At 70.8% G+C, this 15,372-nt stretch carries 13 protein-coding genes and 1 pseudogene; 6 read left to right on the plus strand and 8 right to left on the minus strand.

Features of this window, described 5'->3' with window-relative positions:
• The first annotated feature begins 74 nt into the window (after nucleotides 1-74).
• The 3 genes from MFF42_RS02645 to MFF42_RS02655 all read left to right on the plus strand — a co-directional run bounded on the left by MFF42_RS02645 (nucleotide 75) and on the right by MFF42_RS02655 (nucleotide 4,525).
• Nucleotides 75-3,491, plus strand: a complete 3,417-nt coding sequence (locus MFF42_RS02645; protein WP_238254404.1) for an acyl-[ACP]--phospholipid O-acyltransferase — start codon at nucleotides 75-77, stop codon at nucleotides 3,489-3,491.
• Nucleotides 3,492-3,834: 343 nt separating this feature from the next.
• A complete protein-coding gene (locus MFF42_RS02650) occupies nucleotides 3,835-4,218 on the plus strand; it encodes a type II toxin-antitoxin system RelE/ParE family toxin (RefSeq protein ID WP_238254418.1) in 384 nt (127 codons plus the stop codon).
• Nucleotides 4,202-4,525 carry a helix-turn-helix domain-containing protein gene (locus MFF42_RS02655; protein WP_238254405.1) on the plus strand — a complete coding sequence of 108 codons (324 nt, stop codon included), beginning with the start codon at nucleotides 4,202-4,204 and terminating at the stop codon, nucleotides 4,523-4,525. Before MFF42_RS02650 ends, MFF42_RS02655 begins: the two co-directional genes overlap by 17 nt.
• A gap of 105 nt (nucleotides 4,526-4,630) precedes the next feature.
• Here the strand turns inward: MFF42_RS02655 and MFF42_RS02660 are convergent, their stop codons facing one another.
• Nucleotides 4,631-4,879, minus strand: a complete 249-nt coding sequence (locus MFF42_RS02660) for a type II toxin-antitoxin system Phd/YefM family antitoxin (RefSeq protein WP_238254406.1) — start codon at nucleotides 4,877-4,879, stop codon at nucleotides 4,631-4,633.
• A gap of 162 nt (nucleotides 4,880-5,041) precedes the next feature.
• Here MFF42_RS02660 and MFF42_RS02665 point away from each other — a divergent pair, with 162 nt between their 5' ends.
• Nucleotides 5,042-5,728: a DsbA family protein gene (locus MFF42_RS02665; RefSeq protein ID WP_238254407.1), complete on the plus strand. Its 687-nt coding sequence runs from the start codon at nucleotides 5,042-5,044 to the stop codon at nucleotides 5,726-5,728.
• 121 nt (nucleotides 5,729-5,849) lie between these two features.
• Here MFF42_RS02665 and mbfA read toward each other — a convergent pair whose 3' ends face one another.
• Both mbfA and MFF42_RS02675 read right to left on the minus strand, forming a co-directional pair.
• A complete protein-coding gene (gene mbfA / locus MFF42_RS02670; RefSeq protein WP_238254408.1) occupies nucleotides 5,850-6,842 on the minus strand; it encodes an iron exporter MbfA in 993 nt (330 codons plus the stop codon).
• Between the two features lie 85 nt (nucleotides 6,843-6,927).
• Nucleotides 6,928-7,950, minus strand: coding sequence for a gamma carbonic anhydrase family protein (locus MFF42_RS02675; protein WP_238254409.1), 1,023 nt, complete (start codon nucleotides 7,948-7,950; stop codon nucleotides 6,928-6,930).
• Nucleotides 7,951-8,099: 149 nt separating this feature from the next.
• Here MFF42_RS02675 and MFF42_RS02680 point away from each other — a divergent pair, with 149 nt between their 5' ends.
• Together MFF42_RS02680 and MFF42_RS02685 are read left to right on the plus strand one after the other, a co-directional pair.
• Nucleotides 8,100-8,552 carry a molybdenum cofactor biosynthesis protein MoaE gene (locus MFF42_RS02680; protein WP_238254410.1) on the plus strand — a complete coding sequence of 151 codons (453 nt, stop codon included), beginning with the start codon at nucleotides 8,100-8,102 and terminating at the stop codon, nucleotides 8,550-8,552.
• A gap of 59 nt (nucleotides 8,553-8,611) precedes the next feature.
• Nucleotides 8,612-9,801: pseudogene (locus MFF42_RS02685) on the plus strand (AI-2E family transporter).
• Between the two features lie 37 nt (nucleotides 9,802-9,838).
• On the opposite strand, the gene mqo reads toward MFF42_RS02685, so the two are convergent.
• From mqo to MFF42_RS02710, 5 genes are all read right to left on the minus strand, one after another.
• Nucleotides 9,839-11,545 (minus strand): malate dehydrogenase (quinone), encoded by a 1,707-nt coding sequence (gene mqo, locus MFF42_RS02690; protein WP_238254411.1) that lies wholly within the window; start codon nucleotides 11,543-11,545, stop codon nucleotides 9,839-9,841.
• Nucleotides 11,546-11,758: 213 nt separating this feature from the next.
• Complete coding sequence (locus MFF42_RS02695; protein WP_238254412.1) at nucleotides 11,759-12,424, minus strand: hypothetical protein; 666 nt, start codon at nucleotides 12,422-12,424, stop codon at nucleotides 11,759-11,761.
• Nucleotides 12,421-13,524: a YcxB family protein gene (locus MFF42_RS02700; RefSeq protein WP_238254413.1), complete on the minus strand. Its 1,104-nt coding sequence runs from the start codon at nucleotides 13,522-13,524 to the stop codon at nucleotides 12,421-12,423. The genes MFF42_RS02695 and MFF42_RS02700 overlap by 4 nt, the downstream gene beginning before the upstream one ends.
• Before the next feature lie 218 nt (nucleotides 13,525-13,742).
• Nucleotides 13,743-14,927, minus strand: coding sequence for a VWA domain-containing protein (locus MFF42_RS02705; RefSeq protein WP_238254414.1), 1,185 nt, complete (start codon nucleotides 14,925-14,927; stop codon nucleotides 13,743-13,745).
• A partial coding sequence (locus MFF42_RS02710) for a DUF5682 family protein (protein WP_238254415.1) occupies nucleotides 14,924-15,372 on the minus strand: 449 nt, incomplete at its 5' end. The genes MFF42_RS02710 and MFF42_RS02705, both read right to left, overlap by 4 nt.

Raw genomic sequence — 15,372 nt, forward strand, 5'->3', positions numbered from 1 at the left:
AACATCGTGCAAAACACGGATTTGACGCCTACGCCGTCGGCAGGCAGTCATGCCGGGAGCCGGGAGAGACCACGATGTTCCGCACATTGATGACGACGCGACGCTTCGCGCCGCTGTTCTGGTGCCAGTTCTTCTCCGCCTTCAACGACAATTTCCTCAAGAACGCGCTCGCCCTGCTGATCCTGTTCCAGGTCAGCGCCCGGGGCGAGAGTTCGGGCGGGGTGCTGGTGACGCTGGCCAGCGCCGTGTTCATCGGCCCGTTCTTCATCCTGTCGGGCCTCGGCGGGCAGCTCGCCGACCGCTACGACAAGGCGCTGCTGGCCAAGCGGCTGAAATTCGCGGAGATCTTCGCGGCCCTGCTCTCGGTGCTCGGCTTCTGGCTGCACTCGGTGCCGCTGCTGTTCGGGGCGCTCGGCCTGTTCGGGATCATCGCGGCGCTGTTCGGGCCGATCAAGTACGGCATCCTGCCCGACCACCTGAAGCGCGAGGAGCTGACCGCCGGCAACGCGCTGGTCGAGGCCGCGACCTTCCTCGCCATCCTGCTCGGCACCATCACCGCGGGGCTCGCCATGGCGATGGGCGGCCACGCGCTGGGCTTGAGCGCCGGGCTGATGGGCATGGCGGTCCTGTGCTGGCTCGCCGCCCGGATGATCCCGGCCACCGGCGAGGGCGCGCCGGAGCTCCACGTCGACCGCAACGTCGCCCGCTCCACCGCCGCGCTCCTGCGCGACCTGTGGTCCGACACGCGGCTGTGGCGCGGCTCGGTGATCGTGAGCTGGTTCTGGCTCGTGGGCGTCGTCGTCCTCTCGCTGCTGCCCGTGCTCGTGCGCCAGACGCTCAACGGCACCGAGATCGTCGCCACCACCCTGCTCGCGATCTTCTCCGTCGGCATCGCGGTCGGCTCCGGCCTCGCCTCGTGGCTGGCGAGCGGGCGCATCGTGCTGCTGCCCACCCCCGTCGGCGCGGTGCTGATGGGCCTGTTCGGCCTCGACCTCGCCTGGACCGTCTCGCACCTGCCCCCGCCCGCGGGCGAGCCCGTCGGCGCCTTCGATTTCATCGCCAGCGGCCACGGCCTGCGCATCGCCGCCGACTTCTTCGGTCTGGCGGTCGCCGGCGGCCTCTACGTCGTGCCCTCGTTCGCCGCGGTGCAGGCCTGGACCGAGAAGGCCAAGCGCGCCCGGGTCATCGGCGCGGTCAACGTGCTCACCGCCGCCTTCATGGTCGGCGGGACGCTCGCGCTCGCCGTGCTGCAGGGCCTGGGGCTCAGCATGGCCCAGCTCCTCGGCCTCGTGGCGGTGCTCAACCTGATCGTCGGCGCGGTGATCCTCGTGACCCTGCCGACCAACCCCCTGCGCGACGCCCTCTCGATCCTGTTCCGCGCCTTCTACCGCCTGGAGGTGAAGGGCCTGGAGAACGTCGAGAAGGCCGGCCCGAACGCCATCGTCGCCCTCAACCACGTCTCCTTCCTCGACGCGCCGCTGGCGCTCTCGCTCCTCGACAAGGAGCCGGTCTTCGCCATCGACCACGGCATCGCCCAGCGCTGGTGGGTGAAGCCGTTCCTCAAGGTGACGAAGGCGATGCCGCTCGACCCGACGCGGCCGCTGGCCACCCGCACCCTGATCAACGCGGTCAGGAGCGGCGAGACGCTGATCATCTTCCCCGAGGGCCGGCTCACCGTCACGGGCAGCCTGATGAAGGTCTATGACGGGGCCGGCCTCATCGCCGACAAGTCCGGCGCCATGGTCGTGCCGGTGAAGATCGACGGGCCGGAGCGCACGGTGTTCTCGCGCCTGAAGCGCGATCAGGTGCGCCGGGCGTGGTGGCCGAAGGTGACGGTGACGATCATGCCGCCGGTCCGCCTCCACGTCGATCCGGAGCTCAAGGGCAAGAACCGCCGCCGGGCGGCGGGCGCGGCGCTCTACGACATCATGTCGGACCTCGTCTTCGAGACCGCCGACATCGAGCGCGGCGTCTTCTCCGCGCTGATCGAGGCGGGCCGGCTCCACGGCTGGCGGCGCACGGCGCTCGAAGACCCGGTGACCGGCACGATGAGCTATGCGCGCCTCGTGATGGGCGCCAACATCCTGGGCCGGAAGCTCCAGGCGCTGCTGCCGGATCCGGCGAAGCCGGTCGGGCTGATGCTGCCCAACGCCAACGGCGCGGCGGTGACGTTCTTCGCACTCGCCAGCGCCGGCCGGGTGCCGGCGATGATCAACTTCTCCGCAGGCCCCGCCGCGGTGCTCTCGGCCTGCCGGTCGGCGCAGGTCGACACCATCCTCACCTCCCGCGCCTTCATCGAGAAGGGACGCCTCGGCACCCTGATCGAGGGCATTCAGGCGACGATCCGCCTGATCTACCTGGAGGACGTGCGGGCCGGCGTCACCACCGGCGACAAGATCCGCGGCTTGTTGAGCCCCCGCCGGCCGCTCGTCGCGCGTCAGGGCGGCGACCCGGCGGCGATCCTGTTCACCTCGGGCAGCGAGGGCACGCCGAAGGGCGTGGTGCTCCCCAACCGGGCGATGCTCGCCAACACCGCGCAGGTCGCCGCCCGCATCGATTTCGGGCCGCGCGACAAGGTGTTCAACGTGCTGCCCGTGTTCCACGCCTTCGGGCTGACGGCGGGGCTGGTGCTGCCGCTGATCTCGGGCGTGCCGGTCTACCTCTACCCCTCGCCGCTGCACTACCGGATCGTGCCCGAACTCATCTACGGCACCAACGCCACGGTCCTGTTCGGCACCGACACCTTCCTCACCGGCTACGCGAAGATGGCGCATTCCTACGACCTGCGGAGCCTCCGCTACGTCGTGGCCGGGGCCGAGCCGGTGAAGCAGGCGACCCGCAAGACCTGGGCGGAAAAGTTCGGCCTGCGCATCCTGGAGGGCTACGGCGTCACCGAGTGCGGCCCGGTGCTCGCCCTCAACACGCCGATGTTCAACCGCTTCGGCACGGTCGGCCGGCTGCTGCCGGGGATCGAATCGCGCCTCGACCCGGTGCCCGGCATCGAGGAGGGCGGGCGCCTCGTGGTGCGCGGCCCCAACATCATGCTCGGCTACCTGCGGGCGGAGAATCCCGGCGTGCTCGAGCCGCCCGCGGACGGCTGGTACGACACCGGCGACATCGTCGCCCTCGACGCCGACGGCTTCGTGACGATCAAGGGCCGGGCCAAGCGCTTCGCCAAGATCGCGGGCGAGATGGTCTCGCTGGCGAGCGTCGAGGCGCTGGCCGCCGAACTCTGGCCCGACGCCCCGAGCGCGGTGGCCGCCGTGCCCGACGCCCGCAAGGGCGAGCGCCTGATCCTGTTCACGCAAGCCCAGGGCGCGACCCGGGCCGCCTACCAGAGCCACGCCAAGGGCCGGGGCGCGGCCGACGTCGCCATCCCCGCCGAGGTCGTCGTCGTCGAGGCGCTGCCGATGCTCGGCACCGGCAAGATCGATCAGGTGAGCGTGACGAAGCTCGCGCGGGAGCGGGCGGCGACGGCGGAGGCGGCGTGAGGATCGGGATGCGGAGGTGATCCCAAATCGCTTCTCATCCTGAGATGCCGCGCGAACGGCCTCGGAGGATCCTTCGAGGCCGCCACCCCAGGACGAGGGGCACCGCCCCCTACGCATGATACGGTTTCCGCTTGATCGCTTCGATCTCTCCTGCGTCGTTGCGGAGCGAAAGCAATCCAGGGCGCGACATCTCCGAGAAAGTCGCGCCCTGGATTGCTTCGGCTCCGCCTCGCGATGACGGGGTGGCGCGAAACCCGAGGTGATCAACCGGAAGCCGTTTGAGAGATCCGAAGACAGGGACGCCCCTTGTGGGGATGGCACCAGGTGCTATCTTGCCGTTTGGATGCCGCCTTCTGACGAGACACGCCTGCGAGCCTTCAAGACCGCCGTCTTTGCCCGGTCCGCCCGCAAGGCACGCATAGGAGATGCTGAGCTTTGTCAGGCTCTTCGTGAGGTCATGGCGGGCCAAGCGGACGACCTCGGCGGCGGCGTCTTCAAGAAGCGCCTGAACAAGAACATGCATCGCAGCATCATCCTGGCGAAAGGCGGACGACACTGGGTGTACGAATACCTCTTCGCCAAGAAGGATCGCGATAATATCGATGACGATGAGCTAAGGGATTTCAAGCTGCTCGCGAAAGCTTACGCCTCTCTGAATCGAGCGCAAATCGACAGGCTCGTGTCTGACAAGGATCTGCTGGAAATCTGCAATGACGGCAAAGCGTAAGTACAGGAGTGACGTCTCCGAGGCGATTCACGCCTCGGCGGTCATGCTGCACAAGGTCGGAGCGCTGGACAAGGCCACCATGCGCGACTTCGATGCGCGCCACTTGGTCGTGCCGGACGCGATCGAGCCGGCCCAGATCAAGCAGATCCGCGAGGCCAACAAGGTCAGCCAGCCGGTCTTCGCCCGCTATCTCAACACCAGCGAGAGCACGATCGAGAAGTGGGAGACCGGTGCCAAGCGCCCGAGCGGCATGGCCCTGAAGCTCCTGACGGTGGTGCGAAAGCACGGCCTGGACGTGCTCACCTGAGCATGCATGCGCCTCACAAGGAGCAAGGAACCCGGCCGCAGGCTGCTGTCCACGAACCGATCTGGATGCCTGTCATGCGGGATTGGTTCGGTAGAGCCTGCACCGTCATTCCGGGGCGCCGTAGAGGAAGTCCTGACTGCGCTCCGCGCTCGGTCCCGCCGACGGCTTTGCCGCCACGGACGTCCTGATCGCGTCCAGTATGGCCCGGCGTGCCGCTCGATCCGGCACGGTCCTGACCGGCTCAAGGCGGACGGCGGCATGGCCGTGCCGCGTCGGGATGATTTCCTCGCCCGCTTCGGCGCGCCGGACCAAGTCGGTCAGCTGTCCCTTGGCGTCCGTCATCGAGACGTGCATCGCCCGAGTCCCTCACGCGACGAGGTTGAAGCAAATCTGGACCGCCGAATAGTCCAACGCAAGACCTCGTGCCTGTCCATCGGATCGCGTCGCCGGAAGTCGAACTTAAACCATTCTTGACCCTATCCTCGGCCCGCCTCACCCTCCGCTGGTCCGTTGCCGATGTCCCTCTCCCGCCGCCGCTTCCTCGCCTCCTCGCTCGGCCTCGCGATCGCCGGCCCCGCCGCCGCGCAGAGCTACGGCCAGACCTTCAAGGTCGAGAACGACGAGGGCCGGCCGGTCGCCAACATGCGGCTGCCCGGCGAGATCACCGGGCAGATCCAGGAACTGCGCGGCGTCACCTATGTCGGGCCGCGCGAGGCCGAGGTGACCCTCTACGAGTTCTTCGACTACAACTGTCCCTGGTGCCGCAAGGCCGCCGCCGACGTCACCGCGCTCGCGGCCAGCGATCCGGCCTTGCGGATCGGCCTCGTCCACAACCCGATCCTGTCGCCGATGTCGGCCCAGGCCGCCAAGGTCTCGCTGGCGGTCCAGCGCAAGCTCGGCTCGGCGGCGGCCTTCGCCTTCTACGGCCAGCTGCTGGCGACCAAGGGCCAGATCGACGGGCTCAAGGCCCTCGAGATCGGCGCCAAGACCGGCGTGCCGCGGGCCGAGCTCGAACAGATCGCCGACAGCGACGCCGTGCGCGAGGCGATGCGCGCGCACATGACCGTCGCGGCCAATCTCGGGCTCACCGCGACGCCCTCCTACGTGCTCGGCAACACCGGCGTGCTCGGCCATCCCGGCGTGAAGTCGCTGGCGAAGATGATCGGGGCGATGCGGCGCTGCGACCAGATCGCCTGCGGGTAGGCCGGCCGGTGCCTTAGAGCCTCGTCCCGGATATCGGATCCGGGACGAGGCTCTCAATTTTTGTTGTGCATCATCCTTTTCCGAAAGCCGGCGGCCACCTTTCGGGATGATGCTCCAAGCCTCAGGCGCCGCCGATGAGGATGCCGGTCGCCAGCACGAGGGAGCCGCCGAGCACGATCTGGAAGGCGGCCCGCAGGAAGGGCGTCTCCATGTAGCGGTTCTGGATCCAGACGATGGCCCAGAGCTCGACGAAGACCACGGCGAAGGCGATGCTCGTCGCCAGCCAGAAGTTCGGGATCAGGTAGGGCAGCGCGTGGCCGAGGCCGCCCACCGCCGTCATCACGCCGGAGGCGAGGCCGCGCTTGAGCGGCGAGCCGCGCCCGGAGATCTTGCCGTCGTCGTGGGCGGCCTCGGTGAAGCCCATCGAGATGCCGGCGCCGAGCGAGGCCGAGAGGCCGACGAGGAAGGTGGTCCACGGGTTCTGCGTGGCGAAGGCGGTGGCGAAGATCGGCGCGAGCGTCGAGACCGAGCCGTCCATCAGCCCGGCGAGCCCCGGCTGGACCCAGGTCAGGACGAACTGGCGGTGGGCGACCGCGTCCTCCTCGTCGCGGACGGGTCCGCCGAGATGCTCCTCGCTCAGCGCCTCGGCCGTCCGCTCGTGCGCGCTCTCCGCCGCGGCGAGGTCGCCGAGCAGGCGGCGGGTGTCGGCGTCGGTCGAGCGCCGGGCGGCGGCGAGGTAGAAGTCGCGCGCCTGCCGCTCCATCGCGGCGGCCTCCTCGCGGACGCGGTCGAGCCCGAGATGGCGCATCAGCCAGACCGGCTTGCGGGTGTAGTAGCCGGCGATGTGCTCGCGCCGGATCGGGATGACGAAGTCGCCGAAGCGCTGCTGGTAGCGCGCGATCAGGCGGCGGCGGTGCTCGTCCTCGGCCCCCGCCATCGCGTCGAACAGGGCGGCCGAATGGGGAGAGTCGGCGCGCAGGCGTGCCGCGTAGGCGCGGTAGATCTGGCCGTCCTCCTCCTCCGACCCGATCGCCAGCGCCAGGATCTCCTGCTCGCTGAGATCGTCGAACCGCCGCCGGCCGCCCAGCGTCAGCATCGAGAGACGGCTCATCATCGTGACGTCGATCTCCGGGGATGGTGCGTGGCCAAGGGGGTGGCCAAGGGGGTGGCCAAGGGCGTGGCCAAGGGGGTGGGTCGCCTCACCCCTCCTGCGCCTGCAGCAGCCGGTACTCGCGCCCGTGCCGGCAATAGCCCTCCACGATATGCGCCATCAGCGCGCGCTTCTTCGGATCGAGCGTGCCGAGGATGCGCGCGGGCCGACCGCCCCAGAGATGGCCGCCCTCCAGCAACTGGCCCGGATCGGTGGTCGAGCCGCCGGCCAGCATCACGTCGTCGGCCACCACCGTGCCCGGCGCCAGCACCGAGCCGATGCCGATGAGGGAGCGGGCGCCGATCCGGCAATCGGCCATGCGCACGTTGTGGCCGATGGTGGTGTCGCGCCCGATCACCACGCCCTCGCCGCGGCTGCGGATCACGGTGTTGTCCTGGATGTTGGTGTCGGCGCCGACCACGATCGGCCCGACGTCCGCCGAGAGTTCGCAGGAGAACAGCACCGTCACGCCCGCACCCAGCGCGATGCGCCCGGAGAGCCGGGCGGTGCGGGCCACGAACACGCTCTCGTCGGTCTCCGGCGGCTCGGCCGGCGCGGGCGGGCTCGCCGTCTCGCCGGAGGCCTCGCGCAGGCGCTCGGCCCGCTCGGCCAGTTCCTCCGGCGTCACCGGGCGCAGGCGCTTGGCCGGGTTGCCGCCATAGGCGAAGCCGCTCTCGAGGGTCGAGCGGGGGAAGATCGTGGCGCCCGCCTCGATCAGCACGGTGTCGCCGACGGTGGCGCCGTCGAGGATGATCGCGTCGTCCTCGATCACCACGTCCGAGCCGACGGTGCAGGCATGCACCACCGCGTTGCGGCCGACCGTGACCCGGTCGCCGATCCGGGTCGGCAGCGATTCGGTGGCGATGTGGACGGTGGAGCGCGCGCCGAGCCAGAAGCGGTCGCCCGCGGTGATCGGCTGGCCGTCGCTGCGGATCACGCTGTCGTCGCCGAGCCAGGCCTGGGATCCGAGGGTGGCGGTGCCGATCACGGTGCTGGCGCGCCCGCACCAGACGGGGCGGCTGGCGAAGACGGGCAGGATGCCCTCGTAGGGCAGGATCAGGTCGGGCGTCACGTCGCGGCTCGCTGTTCTTCGAAACGGCGCCGGTGGCGCGGTCCTATCCTTGAGCCATATAGGCCCACGGGCAAATGGGGTAACGGGCTTGCGCGAAAACGCTCGGGCAGGTCCGTCCACGCCGTGTACGCGTTCCCGACGAGGCGGTCATGACGGTCAGCATCCAGTCCGAGCCCTTCGACACCGCCGCCGAGATCGCCCGGATCGAGGCGGAGCTGGCCGGGCGGGCGGGGGCGGTCGTGACCTTCTCCGGCCTGTGCCGCGACGAGGCGGGCCGGCTCGCCGCGCTGGAACTGGAGCACTATCCCGGCATGGCCGAGGCCGAGATCGCCCGGGTGGTGGAGGAGGCGCGCGCCCGCTGGCCGGTCCAGGCCCTGCGGGTGATCCACCGCCACGGGCGGGTGCGGCCGGGCGAGGGCATCGTCCTCGTCGTCGCCGCCTCGCCCCACCGCAAGGCCGCCTTCGCCGCGGCCGACTTCCTGATGGACTACCTCAAGACCCGCGCCCCCTTCTGGAAGCGCGAGCACCTCGTCGACGGCACCACCGGCGGCTGGGTCGAGGCGACGGAGGCCGACGCCGCGGCCGCCGAAGCCTGGGCCTGACGGCCGTTGATCGCCCCGGGCCGACCCGGCCCCGAAACCCGCGAACGGACCCCGACCTCATGACGGCTTCCTCATCCAGCCCGCCGGGCGCGCGCCGCCTCGCGGCCGCGGGCATCGCGGTCGTCGCCTTCGCCGCCGCGCTCTGGCTCGCCTGGACCGCGTCGGCGACGCTGCTGCTGATCTTCTCCGGCATCCTGTTCGCCGTCTTCCTCGACGGGCTGACCCGCGGTCTCGGCCACGTCCTGCCGATCGGGCGGGGCTGGCGCCTCGGGCTCGCCTGCCTCGTGCTCGGGGCGCTGGCCATCGGGCTCTCCGCCTTCGGCGGCGCCACCCTGGCGAGCCAGGCGCGCGACCTCGGCACCACGGTGCGCCAGCAATCGGAGACCGTGCGCGACTGGCTGAAGGAGCGCGGCATCGAGATCGACCTCTCGCAGGCCGCCCCGGCGGGCCAGGGCCCCGGCCAAGGAACCGATCACGGGGCTGGCCAGGAAGCCGGCAAAGAGTCCGGCAAAGAGTCCGGTCAGGGCGAGGGCAAGGACAGATCGGAGCGCAAGGAGGGCGGTCTCGCCGGCCTCGCCTCGGGCGCCCTCAAGAGCCCCGGCTCGCTCCTGTCGGATGCGGGCAACGTGCTCGGCCCGGCGACGACGGTGGTGATCGCGCTGTTCAACGCGCTCGGCAACGTCCTCGTCATCGTCTTCCTCGGGATCGCCATCGCCGCCGATCCGAAGAGCTACCGCGACGGCGCCCTGCGGCTCGTGCCTCCGCGCCACCGCGAAAAGGGCGCGCGCGTCCTCGACGGGTCGGGCGAGACCCTGCGCCACTGGCTGTTCGGGCAACTCGTGACCATGGCGGCGATCTTCCTGCTGACCTGGGCGGGGCTGTCCTTCCTCGGCATCGGCGGCGCGCTGATCCTCGGGCTCCAGGCGGGCCTGCTCGCCTTCGTGCCGACCATCGGGCCGCTGATCGCGGGCGTGGTGATCGTGCTGAGCAGCCTCGCCTCGGGCTGAACGGGCTGCTCGGGGCGCTCGGCGTCTACCTCGCGGTGCAGACGGCGGAGAGCTACGGCCTCACCCCCTTCATCCAGCGCCGCGCCCTCGACCTGCCGGCGGCGACGATCTTTGCCGGCCAGCTCCTGTTCGGCGTGCTGTTCGGCCTGTGGGGCGTGGCCCTCGCCCTGCCGCTGGTGGCGGTGATCAAGGTGCTGCTGGAGGAACTCTACATCGAGGACGGGGCCGAAGCGGAGGCGTGATGCCCCGCTTCGGCCCCGAGTCCTTCACGGCGCCCTGTTACGGCGCCATGTCGGGGACCGGCTTGACCGTCCCCATCTCGGCCGGGGCGGGAGCCTGGGCCGGGGTGCCGATCTGCGGCGGCGGGGTGAGCTGCAGGTGCTCGCTGGTATAGGCAAGTTCCTGATAGACCCGCTGCGGATCGCCGTTCAGCTTGGTCCCGTAGCTCGGCACGATCTCGCGGATCTTCGCCTGCCATTCCGGGCTCGCGACCTTCTTGGCGAACACTTTTTCGAGCACGTTCAGCATGATCGGCGCGGCGGTCGAGGCGCCCGGCGAGGCGCCGAGCAGGGCGGCGATGCTGCCGTCCTTGGCCGCCACCACCTCCGTGCCGAGCTTCAGGACGCCGCCCTTCTCCGCGTCGCGCTTGATGATCTGCACCCGTTGACCGGCCTGGACGAGGCGCCACTCGTCCTTCCTGGCATCGGGGAAGTATTCGCGCAGGGCCTGGTAGCGGTCCTCGTCGGAGAGCATCACCTGGCCGGCGAGGTACTCGATCAGCGGGTACTGCTCCACGCCGACGCGGACCATCGGCCAGACGTTGCTGGTGGTGGTCGAGGTCAGCAGGTCGAAATACGAGCCCTCCTTCAGGAACTTGGTCGAGAAGGTCGCGAACGGTCCGAACAGGATCACGCGCTTGCCGTCGAGCACCCGCGTGTCGAGGTGCGGCACCGACATCGGCGGCGAGCCGACGGAGGCCTTGCCGTAGGCCTTGGCGAGGTGGCGCAGGGCGACGTCCTGGTTCTCGGTGACGAGGAACGAGCCGCCGACGGGGAAGCCGGCATAGTCGTCGGCCTCGGGGATGCCGGAGGCCTGCAGCAGGTGCAGCGCGCCGCCGCCCGCGCCGATGAACACGAACTTCGCATCGACCGTGGACCGGCTGCCGTCCTTCAGGTTCTTCGAGGTGACGCGCCAGCCGCCGTCCCCGTTGCGCTCGAAGCTCTCGACCTCGGTCGAGAGGCGCAGGTCGAACTTCGGCCGGCTCTTCAGCGCGGCGATGTACTGGCGGGTGACCTCGCCCCACTCGCAATCGGTGCCGAGGGGCGACCAGGTGGCGGCGACCTTCTGCTTCGGGTCGCGCCCCGCCATCATCAGGGGGACCCACTTCTTGAGCTGCTCGGGGTCGGTCGAGAATTCCATCCCGGCAAAGAGCGGGCTCGCCTTGAGCGCCTCGTAGCGCTTGCGCAGGTATTCGATGTTGTCGTCGCCCCAGACGAAGCTCATGTGCGGGGTCGAGTTGATGAAGCTGCGCGGGTTCTTCAGCACGCCCTGCCGGACCTGCCAGGCCATGAACTGGCGCGTGACCTGGAAGGCCTCGTTGATCTCGACGGCCTTGCCGATCTGGATGTTCCCCTTGGAATCCTCCGGCGTGTAGTTCAGCTCGGCCAGCGCCGAGTGGCCGGTGCCGGCATTGTTCCAGCCGTTGGAGCTCTCCAGCGCCACGCCGTCGAGCCGCTCGACCATCTCCAGCGACCAGTCGGGCTCGAGCTCGCGCAGCCAGACGCCGAGCGTCGCGCTCATGATGCCGCCGCCGATCAGCAGGACGTCGACCTTGCGCGCCTCGCCCGCGGCGAGGAGCGGCGAACCCGGCAGCGCGGTGGCCGCCAGACCGGCCAGGGCGCCGCCGATGACTTGCCGCCGGTTCATCGGCAGCGCGCTATGTTGCATATCGGCGGAACGAATGTGCAGTTTATCGTCAGTGTTCATTTTATTTTTCGTGCCGCTCAAAAATTTATTGGTCCCAGCGGTCCGCTACAGCAGGCGCGGGCGAGCGACAACCCGGCGATTACATGGCTGCCATGTCGTGAAACCTTGAACAGTCGCGGCCGAATGTCAGGCGACGTGCGAGGCAGCCGCTCTCCCGAGCAGGTCCGGAAACGGGACGCCGACAAGCCATTGATCGTGTTGAGGGGAAAACCCTCAGCGCGCCGCCGAGCGCTCGATCCGCCGCAGGCTTCCGAGAATGGTCCGGGCCGCTTCGTGGCGCACGGCCCCGGTCTCGCAGGTCTTGCAGATCGCCCCGAAATAGCGGCCGCCGATCACCGTCTCGGCGAACAGGCCCGACTTGAACCGCGGCGCCGCCTCGGTCTCGACGGCGATCCAGTCGCGGGGGCCGAATCGCTCCGGCCCGAGCGGGCGGCGGATCGCGGCGCCCGCGCTCGTGCTCTTCAGGACCGCGCGCAGGCGGACATAGCGGGAGAGCGGGGAGGCGTGGAGCCCGGCGAGGCGGGCGGCGTCGTCCTCGCCCTCGACCGCTGTCGGGCGCAGGCGCAGCGTGCAGGCTTCCCTGGTGCGGGCGCAGGCCGGGGTCTCGCACACGATCCGCACGACGCGTCGGCCGGTGCCGTCGCCCGGGTCCGCGCCCGCCTCCTCCAGCACCCAGCCCGCCGGAAGGTCGAGCACGAAACCCTGGTCGAGGCGCAGCGTGACCGGACCGGAAACGGCGTCCCCATCGTCCGACGCCGCGCCCGATTCGGTCGCGGCGCCGTCGACGGTCTCCGGCGCTTCCTCGGCCCAGGCCGGGACGATGGTGAGCAGACCGAACAGGAGAAGAGCCGCGCGGCCACGGCGAAGGATGTCGGTCATCGGGCGCGGGTCTCCTGAGGGAGGTGGCGTTCGACGAGGGCCTCGACGCGGGCGCGCGCCTCCGGCTCGAAGATCCGCAGCGGCACGGGCAGCACCTCGTCCCAGCGCATCGGCAGGATCATCAGGTCGCCGACCCGTTCGCGCCCGCGGAACAGCTTCCAGCCGAGGCGGGCATGGGCGCCGTCCTTCGCGGTGACGATGCCGGCCTCGTCGACCGCGATCTCGGCCTCGCCGGGCAGCGCCTCGGCCTCGAGCCGACGGGCGAGATCGCCCGCGAACCAGCGGCTGGCGCGGGGATGGACCGCGAAGAACAGGACGATCACCGCCGCGGTGACGGCGGCGGGCTTCCAGACATCGCCGACGACCATCTCGGCGAAGAGCGGCAGCGCGTCGGCCAGCGGCACCCGGTAGGGATCGACCGCCCAGAGCATCGCCAGCAGGGCCGGATAGAGCAGGGTCAGGCCGACGAGCCACGCGGCGGCGCCGGCGAGCCGGGCGCGGCGGGCCCAAGGGTTGTCGAGGCTGCGCAGGATGATCGGCACCCGCTCGTCGGCCGTCAGGCGCATCGTCGCGCGCAAAGCCTCGGGCCCGGCGGCCAATTCGGCCGGCGGCGGAGCGGAGGCGGGCCGGCCGGCGCAGGCCCGCACCCAGTGCCGGATGCCCGCGACGGTCTCCGCGCTGAGCGACGCCTTGGGCAGGACGATCGGGACGTCGCCGATCTCCGTCGGCAGGAACAGGTGGTGCCGGTCCTCCGCGAGCTCGCCGATGCGCGGCCAGGGCACGAAGCTGACGAGATCCGGCGCGGTCTGGGTCAGCCCGGCCTCGTCGAGGCGGTAGCGCACCGGCACCGGGCCCGGGTCGTGGCCCGGATCGCGGCCATCGCCGCCCGGCGGCCCCATCAGGGCCCGCACCCGGCGGCGGGCAAGCCAGGGGTGGAGCGCGTAGAAGGTGAGCAGGGCGAGCGTGATCAGCCCGAGATAGGCGGCGAGCGGCAGCGGATCGAAGTCGGACAGGTCGCGCCAGAACGCGGACAGGGTGCGGCGCCCGCCCGCCGTCGCCCAGCCCGAGACCGCGCCGAGCAGGATGCAAAACCACACCACCGGCAGGCCGAGCGTGAGGATGCGCCGCCGCTGCGTCGCGAGCGGCCCCCTCTGCGCGTGGAGGTTGGCCGTGATCCGGTGCGCGAAGGTAAGCGGCGCCGCGAAGCTGAGCGGCGCGTCCGGAACGGGCGGGCGGCCGGAGAGGGCGGGGACGAGGGGCAGACGAGACTCCCGGATGCGGGTTTCGGGGACGCGGTTTCCGAGAGTGCCGGGCCGGGTCAGCCGTCGCGGGCGGCGGCCGGGACCGCGGCGATGCCGGCGCCCGCGGCCCAGGCGTTGAGATCTTGCTTGCGGATCGCCGCCGCCATCATGTCGGGGAAGAGGTCGGGCGTGCAGGCGAAGGCGGGCACGCCGAGCGCCGCGAGCCGCGCGGCGAGCCCCCGGTCGTAGGCCGGCGCGCCCTCGTCGGAGAGGGCGAGCAAGGCCACCACCTGCACGCCCGCCCCGACGAGGCGCTGCGCCTGGGCGAGCAGGCCCGCCTCGACCCCGCCCTCGTAGAGGTCGGAGATCAGGACCAGCACCGTGTCCTCGGGCCGGGTGATGCGCGAGGCGCAGTAGCCGACCGCCCGGTTGATGTCGGTGCCGCCGCCGAGCTGGACCGAGAACAGCACCTCGACCGGATCGTCCATCTCGTCGGAGAGATCGACCACCTCGGTGTCGAACACCACGAGCCGGGTCGAGACCGCGGGCAGCGAGGCCATCACCGCCCCGAAGATGCTCGAATAGACCACGGAATTGGCCATCGAGCCCGACTGGTCGATGCAGAGGATCACGTCTTTGAGCGATCCGCGGCTCTTCCGCCCGTGGCCGAGGCGGGTCTCGGGGATGATGGTGCGGTACTCCGCCTGATAGTGGCGCAGGTTCGCCCGGATGGTGCGGTTCCAGTCGATCTCGGCGTGGCGCGGGCGGCGGTTGATGCTGGCGCGGTCGATCGCCCCGGTCACCGCCTGCCGCAGCGGCTCCTCCAGCCGCTTCATCAAGGCCTCCACCACCTTGCGCACCACGAGGCGCGCCGTCTCCTTCGTGCGCCCGCCGAGCAGGCCGCGCATCGAGATCAGGGTCGAGACGAGGGAGACGTCGGGCTGGACCGCCTCCAGCATCTCCGGCTCGGTCAGCATCCGCTTGAGGTCGAGCCGCTCGAAGGCGTCGCGCTGCATCACCTGCACCACGGAGGCCGGGAAGTAGTCGCGGATGTCGCCGAGCCAGCGCGGCACGGAGGGGGCGGAGGCGCCTAAAGATCCCTTGCGGTCGGAATCGTAGAGGGCGCCCATCGCCCGGTCGAGGCGCTGGTCGCGCTCGGTCAGGGTGCAGCCGGTGCCCTCGGCCGCCCCGCCGCCGAGCACGAGGCGCCAGCGGCGCAGGCGCTCGGTCTCGTTCACGGTCCCGTTCACGGCCTCGCTCATGCGGCGTCTCCCGTGGTTTCGTCCGCGGTTCCGGAGGGTTCGGGGCCGAGCAGCAGGCGCAGGATCGGCAGCACTTTTGCCGCACGCGTTGCGTCGAAGCCCTGCGCTGCCTCCGCCGCGCCGGGAGCCGCCCCGCCCGGCCGGGCCAGGGCCTCGCCGACCGCCCGGCGCTCGGCCGGCGCCAGGGTCGCGAAGGTGCGGCGCACCAGCGGCAGCAGCTCGATGAACAGCGCCGCGTCGAGGCCGCAGAGCCATTCGTCGACCACCGCGAGCAGTTCGCGCCCGTGGATCAGCACCGTGCCGCTGTCCTCCAGGAAACCCTCGATCCAGGCGGCCGCCGGCCCCGCGCCCGAGGCGCGCGACAGGGCGAGGCGCAGGCGCTCGCCGGCTTCGTCCGCCGCGATGGCGCGGTCGTCGAAGAGCAGGCGCACGGCGCGGCCGACGA

Source organism: Methylorubrum podarium, assembly GCF_022179745.1.
Lineage (GTDB): Bacteria > Pseudomonadota > Alphaproteobacteria > Rhizobiales > Beijerinckiaceae > Methylobacterium > Methylobacterium podarium.

Coding starts and splice junctions, on each gene's coding strand:
- MFF42_RS02645 (WP_238254404.1), top strand. CDS start 75: ATGTTCCGCACATTGATGACGACGCGACGCTTCGCGCCGCTGTTCTGG.
- MFF42_RS02650 (WP_238254418.1), top strand. CDS start 3,835: ATGCCGCCTTCTGACGAGACACGCCTGCGAGCCTTCAAGACCGCCGTC.
- MFF42_RS02655 (WP_238254405.1), top strand. CDS start 4,202: ATGACGGCAAAGCGTAAGTACAGGAGTGACGTCTCCGAGGCGATTCAC.
- MFF42_RS02660 (WP_238254406.1), bottom strand. CDS start 4,879: ATGCACGTCTCGATGACGGACGCCAAGGGACAGCTGACCGACTTGGTC.
- MFF42_RS02665 (WP_238254407.1), top strand. CDS start 5,042: ATGTCCCTCTCCCGCCGCCGCTTCCTCGCCTCCTCGCTCGGCCTCGCG.
- mbfA (WP_238254408.1), bottom strand. CDS start 6,842: ATGATGAGCCGTCTCTCGATGCTGACGCTGGGCGGCCGGCGGCGGTTC.
- MFF42_RS02680 (WP_238254410.1), top strand. CDS start 8,100: ATGACGGTCAGCATCCAGTCCGAGCCCTTCGACACCGCCGCCGAGATC.
- mqo (WP_238254411.1), bottom strand. CDS start 11,545: ATGAACACTGACGATAAACTGCACATTCGTTCCGCCGATATGCAACAT.
- MFF42_RS02695 (WP_238254412.1), bottom strand. CDS start 12,424: ATGACCGACATCCTTCGCCGTGGCCGCGCGGCTCTTCTCCTGTTCGGT.
- MFF42_RS02705 (WP_238254414.1), bottom strand. CDS start 14,927: ATGAGCGAGGCCGTGAACGGGACCGTGAACGAGACCGAGCGCCTGCGC.